General features: G+C 31.6%; 16 protein-coding genes. All 16 read right to left on the bottom strand.

What is annotated here, in order from left to right; genetic code table 11:
- Positions 1-58: 58 nt before the first annotated feature.
- Positions 59-220, bottom strand: a complete 162-nt coding sequence (locus tag RR409_RS02980) for a hypothetical protein (RefSeq protein WP_332556236.1) — start codon at positions 218-220, stop codon at positions 59-61.
- 271 nt (positions 221-491) lie between these two features.
- Positions 492-1,130: a thiamine diphosphokinase gene (locus tag RR409_RS02975; protein WP_332556235.1), complete on the bottom strand. Its 639-nt coding sequence runs from the start codon at positions 1,128-1,130 to the stop codon at positions 492-494.
- Between the two features lies 1 nt (position 1,131).
- Positions 1,132-1,782: a ribulose-phosphate 3-epimerase gene (gene rpe / locus RR409_RS02970; RefSeq protein WP_332556234.1), complete on the bottom strand. Its 651-nt coding sequence runs from the start codon at positions 1,780-1,782 to the stop codon at positions 1,132-1,134.
- Positions 1,779-2,648, bottom strand: coding sequence for a ribosome small subunit-dependent GTPase A (gene rsgA / locus RR409_RS02965; protein WP_332556233.1), 870 nt, complete (start codon positions 2,646-2,648; stop codon positions 1,779-1,781). Before rsgA ends, rpe begins: the two co-directional genes overlap by 4 nt.
- 31 nt (positions 2,649-2,679) lie before the next feature.
- The gene (gene pknB / locus RR409_RS02960; protein ID WP_332556232.1) at positions 2,680-4,596 is read right to left on the bottom strand and encodes a Stk1 family PASTA domain-containing Ser/Thr kinase; all 1,917 of its coding nucleotides are present in this window, start codon (positions 4,594-4,596) and stop codon (positions 2,680-2,682) included.
- Positions 4,574-5,320, bottom strand: coding sequence for a Stp1/IreP family PP2C-type Ser/Thr phosphatase (locus tag RR409_RS02955; protein ID WP_332556231.1), 747 nt, complete (start codon positions 5,318-5,320; stop codon positions 4,574-4,576). Before RR409_RS02955 ends, pknB begins: the two co-directional genes overlap by 23 nt.
- A 3-nt stretch (positions 5,321-5,323) precedes the next feature.
- Positions 5,324-6,358 carry a 23S rRNA (adenine(2503)-C(2))-methyltransferase RlmN gene (rlmN, locus tag RR409_RS02950; protein ID WP_332556230.1) on the bottom strand — a complete coding sequence of 345 codons (1,035 nt, stop codon included), beginning with the start codon at positions 6,356-6,358 and terminating at the stop codon, positions 5,324-5,326.
- A gap of 8 nt (positions 6,359-6,366) precedes the next feature.
- Complete coding sequence (gene rsmB, locus RR409_RS02945) at positions 6,367-7,698, bottom strand: 16S rRNA (cytosine(967)-C(5))-methyltransferase RsmB (protein WP_332556229.1); 1,332 nt, start codon at positions 7,696-7,698, stop codon at positions 6,367-6,369.
- A gap of 15 nt (positions 7,699-7,713) precedes the next feature.
- The gene (locus RR409_RS02940; RefSeq protein WP_332556228.1) at positions 7,714-8,391 is read right to left on the bottom strand and encodes a zinc metallopeptidase; all 678 of its coding nucleotides are present in this window, start codon (positions 8,389-8,391) and stop codon (positions 7,714-7,716) included.
- Between the two features lie 142 nt (positions 8,392-8,533).
- Positions 8,534-9,466: a methionyl-tRNA formyltransferase gene (gene fmt, locus RR409_RS02935; RefSeq protein WP_332556227.1), complete on the bottom strand. Its 933-nt coding sequence runs from the start codon at positions 9,464-9,466 to the stop codon at positions 8,534-8,536.
- A gap of 155 nt (positions 9,467-9,621) precedes the next feature.
- Positions 9,622-10,065 (bottom strand): peptide deformylase, encoded by a 444-nt coding sequence (def, locus tag RR409_RS02930; RefSeq protein WP_332556226.1) that lies wholly within the window; start codon positions 10,063-10,065, stop codon positions 9,622-9,624.
- Positions 10,066-10,169: 104 nt separating this feature from the next.
- A complete protein-coding gene (gene priA, locus RR409_RS02925; RefSeq protein ID WP_332556225.1) occupies positions 10,170-12,383 on the bottom strand; it encodes a primosomal protein N' in 2,214 nt (737 codons plus the stop codon).
- Between the two features lie 132 nt (positions 12,384-12,515).
- Entirely contained in the window at positions 12,516-13,712 is a 1,197-nt protein-coding gene (coaBC, locus tag RR409_RS02920) for a bifunctional phosphopantothenoylcysteine decarboxylase/phosphopantothenate--cysteine ligase CoaBC (RefSeq protein WP_332556224.1), read from the bottom strand.
- A gap of 4 nt (positions 13,713-13,716) precedes the next feature.
- Positions 13,717-13,932, bottom strand: coding sequence for a DNA-directed RNA polymerase subunit omega (gene rpoZ, locus RR409_RS02915; protein WP_332556223.1), 216 nt, complete (start codon positions 13,930-13,932; stop codon positions 13,717-13,719).
- Positions 13,925-14,533: a guanylate kinase gene (gene gmk / locus RR409_RS02910; RefSeq protein ID WP_332556222.1), complete on the bottom strand. Its 609-nt coding sequence runs from the start codon at positions 14,531-14,533 to the stop codon at positions 13,925-13,927. Before gmk ends, rpoZ begins: the two co-directional genes overlap by 8 nt.
- Positions 14,534-14,535: 2 nt before the next feature.
- Positions 14,536-14,808 (bottom strand): DUF370 domain-containing protein, encoded by a 273-nt coding sequence (locus tag RR409_RS02905; RefSeq protein WP_332556221.1) that lies wholly within the window; start codon positions 14,806-14,808, stop codon positions 14,536-14,538.
- Between the last annotated feature and the right edge of the window lie 5 nt (positions 14,809-14,813).

Raw genomic sequence — 14,813 nt, 5'->3', positions numbered from 1 at the left:
AAACTTAGGCAGTTTAATAACTTTAATTGTCATATTTCACCTCCATAAACGCTTTTCACTAACTGTCCATTATCTTCCATCCCAATATAATAATTACACCACCCATGGCCATTATCCATCCCCAAAATGGAATAATCATGGATAATACAATTCCAAGTCCTACTGCTGCTATCCCAGCTCCAATCTTTCTCTTGGTTCTCCTCCCACAAAATCTTGACATATATATTCCCCCATGAATCTTTTATTAACAATATATGATATTTTTCCATATTTGCTACAATTTTTAAAATTAGTGTCTTATGTTTTTCTCTTAAGGCATATCTTACCATCTAAAATCGAATCTATATTCAATATCCTTTATTTTTATGAAATTTTACTAACCAACAATAATAACATTTTTGCATAATTCCACTGCCCTTTATTTATTTCTCCACAGACAAATGAAATGGCTTTTATTATTAAATTATATAAAAAAAGTGTAGTTTTTTACACTACACTTTATCCTTACACAGCATTACTAGTAATACTCCACTTTTAAAATCTATATTTACTTTTTCATCATTAAATTGATTTGATATAGTTAAACTATTTTCCACATTTAAATCGTAATTACTCAAAGGATATTTTGCACCTGTTATAGTTAACCCTTTTACATCCTTAAAGTAACTCAAAATAGAAAATGTCTCACCTTTTGTCCCTTGCAATAAAACAGACTTATCAGTTAGATACAGTACATTATAGTCGTCCACAATATATGCTTTAACTTTACTTTTTAAGGCTCTATAAAGTACACATATATTACCTAAAAAATGATCTATTCGCTTCCCTGTGCAACCAAGAAAAATAACTTCTGAAGCTCCAACTTCAATAGCTTTGTCCAAAGCTAGATCACTATCAGTATAATCTTTTTCAATTGGAAATCTTACTACGCCGCATGTATCCTGCATTTCCTTTAGCACATGAGAATTTATAGAATCAAAATCTCCTAATAAATAATTAGGCTTGATGTTATAACTATAAAGTATATTAGCTCCGCTGTCTGCTGCAATAATTATAGTATCCTGAACTAAGTAGCTTAATATTAACTCTTTGCTTGGAGCGTCTCCACCACCTATTACAAGAGCTCTCATATTAAATTCCCTCTTTTAATGCCTTTATATTTTCTTCTATGGTATTATTTTTAAATACTGCTGAGCCTGCTACAATAACATTAGCACCCCGATTTACCACAGTTGAAATATTCCCCTTATCAATACCTCCATCTACTTCAATAAGCAAATTCTTATTATACATATCTGCTAATTCTTTTACTTCTGCAATCTTATCTCCACAGTATGAAATATATTTTTGTCCTCCGAAGCCTGGATTTACTGACATTATTAAAACCATATCTACATTTTCAATTAAATGCTTAATAGATGCTACTGGTGTTGCTGGGTTTAGTGCAATTCCCGCTTTAATACCAAAACTTTTTATATAGTTTATAGTTCTATCTAGATGTTTATCAGCTTCATAATGAACTGTTATAATATCTGCTCCTGCATCAACAAAATCTTTTATAAATCTTGATGGTTCTTCAATCATTAAATGGACATCAAAAACAAGATTTGTTAATTTTCTTATTGACTTAATTACAGGAATACCAAAAGATATATTAGGAACAAACATTCCGTCCATTACATCTATGTGAATCAAATCAGCTCCGTATTTTTCTAAGTTAACTATGTCCTGTCCTAGGTTTGAAAAATCTGCTGATAATATTGATGGTGAAATTTTAATCATTTCCAGTTCCCCCTACTTAATGTTTCTTCTAAAGTTTTTATATAAAATTCATATCTGCTGATATGAATTTTATTTTTTTCTACAGCTGTTTTTACTCCACAACTAGGTTCCTTATGATGAAGGCAATTTTTAAACTTACATTGACCTCTATACTCTTCAAATTCTGGAAAACAATATTGGATCTCATCTTTATCTATGAAATCTAGTTCTAAGGATGAAAATCCTGGAGTATCAACTAAAAACCCTTCGTCTGTATCAATTAACTCACTATGTCTAGTAGTGTGTTTACCTCTTTTAAGTTTATCGCTTATGTCACCAGTTTTCATCGCTTCCCTGCCAATAAACTTATTTAAAAGAGTGGATTTCCCAACTCCTGAAGGGCCGCAAAATACACTTATATTATCTTTTATTCTTTCCTTTAGTTGGCGTACTCCAATATCATGTTTTGCTTGAATATATAAAACTTCATATCCTGCTTTTTCTAAAACCTTACCAATCTCAGTTTGCTCAACAGATACTAGATCCATCTTATTGAAGCATATAACTATTCTTAAGTTATTATACTCACAGAGTACTAAGAACTTGTATAGTAGGTCCAAGTTCAAGTCTGGTTGTCTAAATGCAAAGACTACAAAAGCCTGCGTAACATTTGCTACTACTGGTCGAATGAGTTCTGTGGTTCGTGGCAGTATTTCATTAATAACACCAGTCCCGTCTTCTTCATTTACCTCAATAATTGCATGATCCCCTATCATAGGGGTAAGCCCACTATGTCTAAACTTACCTCTTGCCTTGCACGAATATACAGTTTTATTTACATCTACATAATATAATCCACCAATTCCTTTGACAATTACACCTTCCATATTTCCTCCAACTTTAAGGTTCAATGTTTTTTTAATCTGCTCCACCTTCGCTCTTTTTAGGTGTTGTAGTTAAGTTTATAGTAGTCCCTCTCTCCACCTTAGTATTTGCAGGCTTATCTTGATTTTCTACTATGCCCTTATCATCTCCATTAATCTGCAGATTTAATCCTAATTTTTTTGCTGTCTCTTCTGCATCCTTTACAGTTTTACCAATGAAATTTGGAACTGTAATTTTTCCTACATCTGGATCTTCATATTTATAATAATTCACTGAAATTACTTGTTGTTCTTGAACCTTAGTGTTAGGAGCAATACTTTGATTGAATATTTTCCCATCCTTAGATTTATCATCAGTTAACACAGAAGTTGCATCCCCAAGTTTTAAATTTGAAACTGATAAAACTTGATTCGCGTCCGATATGTTAATATTGGTTAAGTCAGGAACATTAGTATATTTTACAGAAGAGCCTTTGCTTATAACTAAATTAACTACATCTCCCTCTTTAACCTTAGTCTTAGGCTGAGGATCACTTTTAATTACAGCTCCTTGCATAATATCCTCTGAATTCTCTTCAGTTATTTTTCCAACCTTTAATCCTAAATTAACAATGTAATCTTGGGCTACATTTTTATCTAATGCTGTGAGATCTGGTAATTCTAGTTCTTCTGGGCCACTACTTACTCTAACTCTAACTTCACTATTCTTTTTAACTATGCTACCTTCATTCGGGAATACCTGAATGATTGTATCCTTAGGTTTATCACTTTTATCTTCACTTAATATCACGAATTTTAACTCTAAATCCTCTACAGCCTTTTGAGCTTCGCCTTTAGCAGTTCCCATGATAGTTGGAACTTTAACTTCATCGCTTGAACCAGAATTTGTCACTAAAGAGTTAAAAAACTTTCCTGCAAATAATCCTAATACAATAGCAAGAATAACAACTACAGATGCAATTATCCACTTCCTCTTTCCACTGTCTATCCTAGCTTTTTTCTTTGAGCTAACTGGACTTTCTTCATCTTCATTTGGCTCTTCATTATAATTTGAAGCAGCAGCTTTACTATCAATTGGGTCCATAACTCTAGTAAATTCATTTTCATTCTTGGAATTAATTATTGTGTAAGCATAATTACTTTGAATTTTCTTCAAATCATTAAGTATATCTGTAGCAGTTTGATATCTTCTTATTGGATCCTTTTCAGTAGCCTTAATAATTAAATTATTTAAGCTTTCTGGAATATTGCTGATAATTAGCTTTGGTGATATTAAAGGCTCTTGGATATGTTTTAATGCCACAGATACTGCGCTATCTCCATCAAAAGGAACCTTACCTGTCACCATTTCATACAAAACTATACCTAAAGAGTATATATCAGTTCTATAATCAACTATTTTTCCTTTAGCTTGTTCTGGAGAAAAGTAATGTGCTGAGCCAATAACCTTACTTGTATGTGTTATTGTATCAGAGGATGCTGCTTTTGCTATACCAAAATCTGTAACCTTAACTGTTCCATCCTCGGTTACTAAAATATTATGTGGCTTAATATCTCTATGAATAATGTTGTTTTTGTGAGCACATTCTAAAGCCTTTGCAATTTGGATTCCTATACTTAAGGTATCCTCTACGCTAAGTCTCCCTCGCTCTTGAATTACTTCCTTCAGGGTTTTTCCATTAACAAGCTCCATAACAATGTAATTTATATTATTATCACTACCTACATCGTATATATTAACAATACTGCTTGAAGAAAAGCTTGCCGCCGCCGCTGCTTCTTTTCTAAATTTATTCATGAACTCAAAGTTGTTAGAATACTCTTCTTTAAGAATCTTAACAGCCACATATCTATTTAAAAGAAGGCACTTAGCTTTAAAAACTACTGCCATACCACCTTCTCCTATTTTTTCAATTAACTGATATCTACTACCCAATATAGTTCCAATCATCTGCACACTCTCCTTTAAAAATGATAACAGAAATATTATCTCTGCCACCCTTTTCCTTGCTAAGTTCAATCAACGCTCTACAACTATTGTTATCATTATCAGTTATAACCTGTAGAATTTCCTTTTCACTAACTTCATTAGTCAATCCATCAGAACATAAAACAACCTTTGCAACCTCATTTAAATCGAAAGAATAGTAGTCAGCCTTAACAGCTATTTTTGTACCTACAGCTCTTGTAATTATGTTTTTATTAGGATGATTTATTGCTTCTTCCTCTGTAATTGTTTTACTATCTAGTAGCTCTTGAACTAAAGAATGATCTTTTGTTACTTTTATAAGCTTACCTTGTGAAAGAATGTAACATCTACTATCTCCAACGTTACCTACTATAAGTTTTCCTCCTCTTACATAAGCAACAGTGACAGTAGTTCCCATTCCGCTACAATTTTCATTTAAAATGGCATATTTATAAACATTTTTATTCGCCTCATCAATGGACTCTTGGAGAACTTTCTCCATTTTTTCATCAGTGCTATGATCTTTAATATAGTTTATTATACTTTCCAAAGCAATTTTACTAGCTACTTCACCAGCATTATGACCTCCCATACCATCTGCAACCAGAAATATGCCTATATCATCATCTTCATAAAAACCAACAGCATCTTCATTGAGAGTTCTTTTATTTCCAATGTCAGTATTTATACCTATTAATCTCCCCATAAACTATGACTCCTTTTTTTCTATATAACTTCTTCTAAGTTGTCCACATGCTGCATTTATATCTAGTCCCATTTCCCTCCTAACAGTGGTTTCAATCCCATTTTTAACTAAGATCTCTTTGAATTTTTCGATTTCTTCCATATTAGATTTTTTAAGATTGCTTTCATCTATCTCATTAATAGGAATTAAATTTACGTGACAAAGCATTCCTTTTAAAATCTTAGAAAGTTCTTCTGCATCTTCCTTTTTATCATTAAAACCTTTTACCAAAGCATATTCAAAAGTAATTCTCCTGTTTGTCTTATGAATATAATATCTACAAGTATCTAAAAGCTCTTCTATTGTATACGCTTTTGCAATTGGCATAGTTTGTTTACGTATTTCATCATTAGGTGCATGAAGCGAAATTGCTAAAGTAATTTGTAAGTTTAAATCAGCAAGTTCTTTTATCTTTGGAACTATTCCACAAGTGGACAGCGTAATGTGTCTTTGCCCAATATTTAATCCATATTCTGCATTTACATTATATATAAATTTTAACACATTTTCAAAATTATCCAATGGTTCTCCACTTCCCATGAGCACAATATTTGAAATTCTTTCTTTAAGATCACTTTGAGCTTTAATTATTTGTCCTAGAATTTCACCACTGGTTAAGTCTCTAACAACTCCTCCAATAGTAGATGCACAAAACTTGCATCCCATTTTGCACCCAATTTGAGTAGATACACAAATTGAATTACCATGGTTATACTTCATAACCACAGCCTCAATTACGTTTCCATCTTCAAGAAGAAAGAGATGTTTTTTAGTATCACCTTTCTTGGAACTATAAGTTTCTATTATCTTTGGAATTCCTACATAAAAGTTTTCTTTGAGCTTTTCTACTGTACTTTTAGGAATATTTTTCATATCCCCAAACTCCCAGACCTCTTTGTAAATCCAATCAATTACTTGCTTTGCCCTAAATTCCTTTTCATTGTTTTCTTTCATCCAATTTTTTAATTCTGATAAGGTTATATCTAAAATGTTTCTCATTTGTTCACCTACTTATTTTTACGAATTTTAGCAATAAAAAATCCATCCATGTGTGAATTAGGCAATATAGTTACATATCCTTCTTCATGATATATTATATTTTCTGCCTCACCAAAGTATAATGGTTCAATACTAAAGTTGGGATATTCTTTTAGAAACCATTTTATATTTTCTTCATTTTCATCTTTATTCAGTGTACAAGTAGAATATATGACTTTTCCATTCAACTTCACATATTCCTTTGCATTTTTCATAATTTCCCTTTGAATTTTAGTTATTGTTTTTAGTTCTTTAAGATTTTTATTATACTTTATCTCAGGTTTTTTCCTTATAATTCCAAGCCCTGAACAAGGAACATCTATTAGAACTCTATCGGCTTTTTCATATAACTCTTCTTGATATTTAGTTGCATCTAATAAATTTAAAGTTATATTAGTTAGTCCTAACCTATTAGTATTATCCTTTATTAACTCTAGCTTATGGTCATATATATCAAAGGCCAAAATTTCTCCAGTATTATTCATGAGTTCTCCTATATGAGTAGTTTTTCCTCCTGGAGCGCTGCATAAATCTAATACTGTAATGTCCTCCTCAATATCCATTGAAGGAGCTACTAACATTGCGCTCTCATCTTGAACGGTGATAAGCCCTTGTTTAAATAATGGATTCTCTTCAATATTTCTACCTTTAACTATCTTAATGGCTTCTGGACACACTGCTCCTTCTTCTATTGTATATCCATTAGCTTCAAGGCTTTCTAGAACTTCCTCATAATCTTTTTGCATAGAATTTACTCTTACAGTGACACTGGGTCTTTCATTTAACCCTACTAGAATTTTTTCGCCAAATTCGCTTCCATATTGATCTAGGAATAACTTTACTAACCATTGAGGATACGAATGCTTGAAAGCCAATTCTTCAAAAACATTTCCCTCACTACAATAGTTAGATTCTTTATTTCTAAGATAATTTCTGAGTACTCCATTAGCAACCTTTGATGCTCCCAGGGATAGTTTTTTCTTTGTCAAATTAACTGCTTCATTAACTGCTGCAAAATCTGGAACCTTATCTAAGTACCTAATTTGATAAATTGTAATTCTTAAAACGTTAAGCAAAAACTTATCAACTTTGTCAAAATTTTTCTCTAAAAATTTTTTTAAAATTTTATCTATGGAATATTTATACTTTATTGTACCATAAACAATTTCTGTCACAAAGGCTTTGTCCTTGTCACTAAGATTACTATTGTTTAGTTCATGTCCTAATACAATATTTGAGTAGGCTTTATTATAAAACACTTGATATAAAACCTTTGTAGCTATTTCTCTAGCATTATCCATTATTCTACCTCAACTTTATCTTTCTCTGTTACTTAATGCAATTAATCTTAGTAATTGTGCAATAGCAGTTAAAGCTGCTGCAACATAGGTTAACGCAGCTGCTCTTAGAACCTTTTTTGTACCTTTTAATTCATCCTCAAAAAGGATATTTCTAGTCCTTAGTATATTCACTGCTCTACTTGATGCATTAAACTCTACAGGCAATGTTACTATTTGAAATAATACAACTACTGTAAATAATAAAATACCTAGATTTATTAGCATTGGCATTGAAAGAATAAATCCAAGTATAAAAAGCATCCATGAAGCGTTAGATCCAAGATTAGCTACTGGTACTAAGGCCATTCTGATTTTAATTGGACCGTAGGCTTCCTTATGTTGAATAGCGTGACCCACTTCATGGGCAGCGATGCCAATAGACGCAAGAGAATTTCCATAATACACTTCTTGTGAAAGCCTTACTATATTTTGCACTGGGTCATAGTGATCTGTTAATTTTCCACTAGTTACAACTACAGGTACTTCAAAAAGTCCATAAGCATCTAGTATCATTCTTGCAACTGTGCTACCATTATAACCATTTTTACTATAAACTTTGGAATATACTGAATAACTTCTTTGTATATTGAACTGTGCCCACATTGCAATTATAAGAGCTGGTAGTAAAATTAGCATGGTGGAGTCAAAATACATACAAATCCCTCCTTAAATATCAACAAGTCAACTTTATTTAGCAATAACGCTCCCTATGAAAAAGTTTAGACTTAAAATAATATTTATTTACTTATATAAATTCACAATATAATTCTCTAATATTTCTACTCTCAAAACTTCTCTATTTATGTAATAACTCTTTCTCATTAATATTATTTCCTTTAATATACTCACCTACTTTTAAAGGTTTTTTATTTGGAAATTGCACCTCAGTAATCAATAATATCTTATCTTTAGTTGAAACTCTTATTCCTTCACTATTAACCTTAATAATTGTCCCAGGAATCTCTTTTGAATGTTCTTTTAGGACTTTTGTCTTAATAATCTTCATTGGCTTATCTTGATAAAAAGTATATGCCATTGGAAATGGATTTAATCCTCTTATAAAGTTATGAACTTCTATAGCATTATTATCCCAATTAATATTTGCCATTTCCTTATTTAGCATACTAGCATAACAGCTATTCGTCTCACCTTGCTTTATTGGTGTAATATTTCCACCATGCACTCCTTTAATAGTTTCCACTAAAAGACTGCTTCCATTACACATTAATATGTCATGCAGTTCTCCTGCAGTCATATCTTCTGAAATTTCTACTTCCTGCTTTAAAAGCATATCTCCTGTATCAAGTCCTATATCCATAAGCATAGTAGTGTTACCACTTACTTTTTCACCTTGCATGATTGCGAAATTAATTGGAGCAGCACCTCTATACTTAGGAAGGAGAGATGCATGTAAATTGATGCAACCATACTTTGGTATATCTAAAACTTCTTTTGGTAGAATTTGTCCAAAGGCTACTACAATTATAAAATCTAATTCCATTGATTTTAAGTTTTTTATTAGTTCCCTATCACTTCTTAATCTTTCAGGTTGATAAACAGGAATGTTATATTTCAATGCAGACTCTTTAACAGGGGACATTGATAAAGCTTTTCCTCGTCCTTTTGGTCTGTCAGGTTGTGTAAGTACTGCTTTAACTCCGAACTCACTAACAATAGCCTCAAAGGAGGGTACCGCAAAATCTGGAGTTCCCATAAAAACTATATTCATATTAATTTAAACTCCTTTTCATTGACAACATTTTTATTAAATTCTTTATTGGATTTTCTTTTAAACTTATCTAGTTCAAGATTTTAATATAAAAGTTTATCACCTTCATATATATTAACTTCACTTCTTAAATCGCTTAATACTATTGAATCTATTTATTTTTCAATTAGTTTATCTGTATATAGTATTCCATCTAAGTGATCTATTTCATGGCAAAATGCCCTTGCAAGCATTCCTTCTCCCTCTATTTCAAATGATTCTCCATTTTCTTTTTGTGCCTTTACCCTCACATATTGAGGTCTTCTTACAGTTCCCTGTTCTCCTGGAATACTTAAACACCCTTCTAAATCTTCAACTGCACCTCTTGACTTTATTATTTCAGGATTAATCAATACTAAAGGTCCCTGACCAACATCTATAACTACAATCCTTTTAAGTATTCCTATTTGTGGTGCTGCAAGGCCCACTCCATTTGCCTCATACATAGTATCTAGCATATCCTTAATTAAAGTTATAGTTCTACTATCAATCTTTGATACTATTTTACTCTTTTTTCTTAATACTTCATCTTCCTTGGTTCTAATCTTTCTTAATGCCATGTTTATTCCTCCTGCATATAAAAATCAACTTGAGATACAACCTTACAATTATATCCACTTACTTTTCTTGACACTTTATAATATGTATAATTAATAATTAAAACTTATAGTAAATTATTTGGATTCACATCTATACCTATTCTAATACTGCTATAAACTGAATTCAGCTCGTTATACACCATATTTTTAATATCTTCTAATATTTCTGTGCTTAAATCCCCTTTTATAATGATTTGCCATCTAAACAAGTTCTTAATTTTGGAAACTCCACAGGGACAAGGTCCTAACATTTGAATTTTATCGTTTATATCTAATTTTAAATGTAATTTATTTCCCAAGTTCTGTATACTCTTTATTAACAAGCTTTCATCTTCGCTACTTAAATTAATAGCTAATATCTTAGAGAATGGTGGATAATTCATACTCCTTCTGATTTCTATTTCTTCTTTATAAAAGCTTAAATAGTCATTCTCAACTGCATATCTTATACTAAAACTATCTGGACTATAGGTTTGCACTACCACTGTTCCTGACTTCTTACCTCTTCCAGCTCTTCCTGAAACTTGAGTAATAAGTTGAAAGGTTCTTTCGTTAGCTCTATAGTCAGGTAAATTCAAAGATAAATCTGCCGCAATAACGCCAACTAAAGTTACATCTGGAAAATCTAATCCCTTTGCTACCATTTGGGTCCCAATTAAAATATTTGCTTTACCACTTCTGAATCTGTTATATATATTTTCATAGGCATTTTTCTGCCTAGTAGTATCAAAATCCATTCTTAATGTTTTCGACTGAGGAAACACCTTTTTAACTTGCTCCTCTAATTGTTCTGTACCTACCCCGAAGTATTTTACATATTTGCTTTTACACCTTGGACATGTGTTTACAACTTGTTGTTTTGCCCCACAATAATGACATGTCAAATTTGAAGAATAATTGTGATAAGTTAATGAAATATCACAGTTTCTACACTTAAAAACATATCCACACTTTCTACAGGATACAAAAGTGGAAAATCCTCTTCTATTTAAAAATAGAATTGCCTGTTCATTATTATTCAAAGTATGATTTAAGGCTTCATAAAGACTATTACTAAAAATAGACTTGTTATTACTCATAAGCTCCTCTCTCATATCCACTAACTTAACAAAAGGCAGCTTTGCACCATCTGCTCTTTCATTTAATGTTATAAGAGTATACTGTCCTCTATTAGCATTATAATATGTCTCAATGGATGGAGTTGCAGAGCCAAGAACTATTTTACAACCTTCAATGTCACTCTTAAGTTCCCCTATATCTCTTGCATTATATTTAGGATCACTATCTGATTTATAACTTCCTTCATGTTCCTCATCAATTATAATGAGCCCTAGATTTGAAAATGGTAAAAAAATTGCAGATCTTGCTCCAATTGCTACTTTAACCTTACCCATTTTTACTCTCATCCACTCATCGAAACGTTCTCCATCACTAAGTTTACTATGAAAGATCGCTACATCTTTCCCAAATCGTCCTTTAAACCGTTCTACCATTTGTGGTGTTAAGGAAATCTCAGGTATTAGGATTATGGAATCTTTGCTTTCTTTCATCATAGATTTAACTAAATTCATATATATTTCAGTTTTACCACTACCTGTTACCCCATGAATTAAGAATTTCTTCTTATTAGAATTTATTATGGTGTTCACGGCTTCTTGTTGTTTGTGGTTTAATATCTTTTCCTCGTAATTTTTATAAATTCTATCATTATACCTATTTACAACTTCTTCTTCTGATATTAAAAATTCATACTTAATTAAAGTATTTAGTGAAGATAATGAGAAGTTAAATTCTTTATTTAATTGTGTTTTGCTAAATTTGCCCTGATTTTGCTTAATAAAGCTTATTATTTTATTGTAGGGCTCTCTTTCATATTTATCTGTGATGGGTTTTCCTAGAGAAATTACATTTTTAGTTTTAAACTTCATCCCCTTTATGAGTCCACTAGGTATAAACACCTTAATACACTCCAAGTATGTGCAAAGATATTTGCTTCTCATAATGCTTATAAGTTCAATATCTTTTTGTTTAATAACTTGAAAATCGTCACTTATTTCTATAATTGGCTTTAGTTTACTTATACTTTTAGGATCTAATTCTACAAACTCATATAATTGTACGATAAATCCATCTATTTTTTTATTGCCCATACCAAAAGGCACCTTAACTCTCTGTCCTAGATTTATTTTCTTCTTTAATCCTTCTGGTATCTTATAAGTAAAGATTTTATCAACCTTTACTGCATCATTATTTACAATAATTCCAGCATAGTTATACATTGTTTTCCCTTCTTTCATAAGGAAAATTTACTATATTATTATATTTATTTTTTACACAAAGTATATTTTATATTAGCAATAATTAGGAAAAGTAAAAACTTATAAGAAAAAAAGCGACATTGTCGCTTTTAATTAACTTTTAAGGTCATCTAACACTATATTAAATAGCTCACGACCCACTAATCTTTTTGACATGGTATCAAGATGAATAGCTTCACCATTTTTCTTAATTACAGTTACTTTGTTACTATCCTTTCCGAACCCAGTATCCTTACTAGTAATATCATTAGCTACTATGTAATCTAAATTTTTCTTTTCAAGCTTTTCTATGGCATTTGTTAAAATGTCATTACTTTCTGCTGCAAATCCTACTAAAATTTGATTTTTTTTCAACTCACCAAGCTTCTTTAGGATGTCATTGTCTCTAGTAAATTCTAAAATCAAATCTCCTTCACCTTTTTTTATCTTTTGCGTAGAATAAGATTTTGCTTTATAATCCGCCACAGCAGCAGATTTAATTACTATATTAGAATCTTCATATTCTCCTAGAACTGCATTTAGCATTTCTTCATTAGTATTCACAGCAATTGTTTTTATTCCTAAAATAGGTTTCAAACTTGATGGCCCTGTTACAAGAACTACTTCTGCACCTCTATCCCTTGCTTCTTCAGCAATGGCATTACCCATTTTTCCAGTAGATCTGTTTGTAATAAATCTTACAGGATCAATAGGTGAAATAGTTGGACCTGCAGTTACTAACACTTTAAGCCCAGTCAAATCCTTAGGTTCATACAGACGAGAAATTATCCTTTCAGCAATAGTCTCTGTGTCAGCAAGCTTTCCATCCCCTACATCACCACAAGCCAATCGTCCACTTTCAGGCTCAATAAAGGTATAACCAAAAGTTTTTAACTTATCTATATTTCCTTGTACTATAGGATTATTATACATATTTGTATTCATTGCAGGAGCAAAGATTACAGGAGCTTTTGTTGCCATAATGGTAGTAGATAGCATATCATCTGCTATACCATTGGCAACTTTTCCTATAATATTAGCTGTAGCTGGTACTATAACAACTAAGTCTGCTTTTTTAGCTAAGGATATATGTTGTATTTCCCAAGCCTTTGGTTCATCAAACATATTATGGGTAACCATATTTTGACTCAAGGATTGGAAACTAAGGGGTGTAACAAACTCTGTGGCAGATTTAGTCATTATTACATGTACATTTATGTCTGCTTTTCTCAATCTACTTATTACATCTAGAGCCTTGTAAACCGCAACTCCACCGGTAACTCCTAGAACCACAGTCTTTTGTTCCATCATTTTACTATATGCCTTCCTTCGTCATTTCTGCTTCAATTGCGCCTTCATTGATTTCATTTATTGCCACTGTTAAAGGTTTAGTTGATTTTATATTTATAAATGGCTTTTCACCTTCTATTAATTGTCTTGCTCTTTTTGAAGTAGCAACCACAAGAGAATATCTATTATCAACTTTTTCTAATAATTTCACTATTGATGGGTTAATCATTGCATTACTCATAACTATAACCTCCTAATAATTCATCTTTAATTTTAAATACCCTGCACTTTTCAGCAGTGATAATACTTTCAATCTTTCTTACAGCTTCATCTACCTTATCATTAACAACAGCATAATCATACTTAGATGCAAAGCTTATTTCATCATAAGCTGACTCTAATCTTGTCTTTAATGATTCCGGAGTTTCACTTCCCCTATTTGTAATTCTAGTTCTTAACTCCTCCATAGAAGGTGGAAGTATGAATATAAATATGCCTTCTGGATAGGCAGACTTAATTTTCAAAGCACCTTGTATATCAATTTCCAAAATTACGTTTTTTCCTTGTTCTAACATTTGAAAAACCTTTGACTTTGGCGTACCATAAAAGTTTCCATAAACTTCAGCATACTCTAAGAAGTCATCACTATCAATACTCTTTAAAAATTCCTCTTTAGTAATAAAAAAGTAATTAACTCCTTCTACCTCGCCTGATCTAGGTAAACGAGTAGTGGCAGAAACTGATATCCAAATATCATTTTGTTCTAATAAAGCTTTACATACCGTACCCTTACCTGCGCCCGATGGACCCGATATTACTAATAATTGCCCTTTACTAGTCATTTTTATTCATCAACCTCTTCTATATGTTCTTCATCCTTAGATGAAAGTCTATGCGCTACTGTTTCTGGTTGAACTGCTGATAAAATAACATGGTCACTATCTGTAATAACTACGGCTCTTGTTCTTCTTCCATAGGTTGCATCTATAAGCATACCCCTATCTCTTGCTTCTTGAATAATCCTCTTAATTGGTGCAGATTCTGGACTAACTATCGCAACAATTCTATTTGCTGAAACAATATTTCCAAACCCTATGTTTATAAGTTTTATACCCATCAGTT

This window comes from Clostridium sp. (assembly GCF_036642255.1).
In the GTDB taxonomy this organism is placed as follows: domain Bacteria; phylum Bacillota; class Clostridia; order Clostridiales; family Clostridiaceae; genus Clostridium_J.
This window is presented reverse-complemented; position numbering and strand designations above follow the sequence as displayed.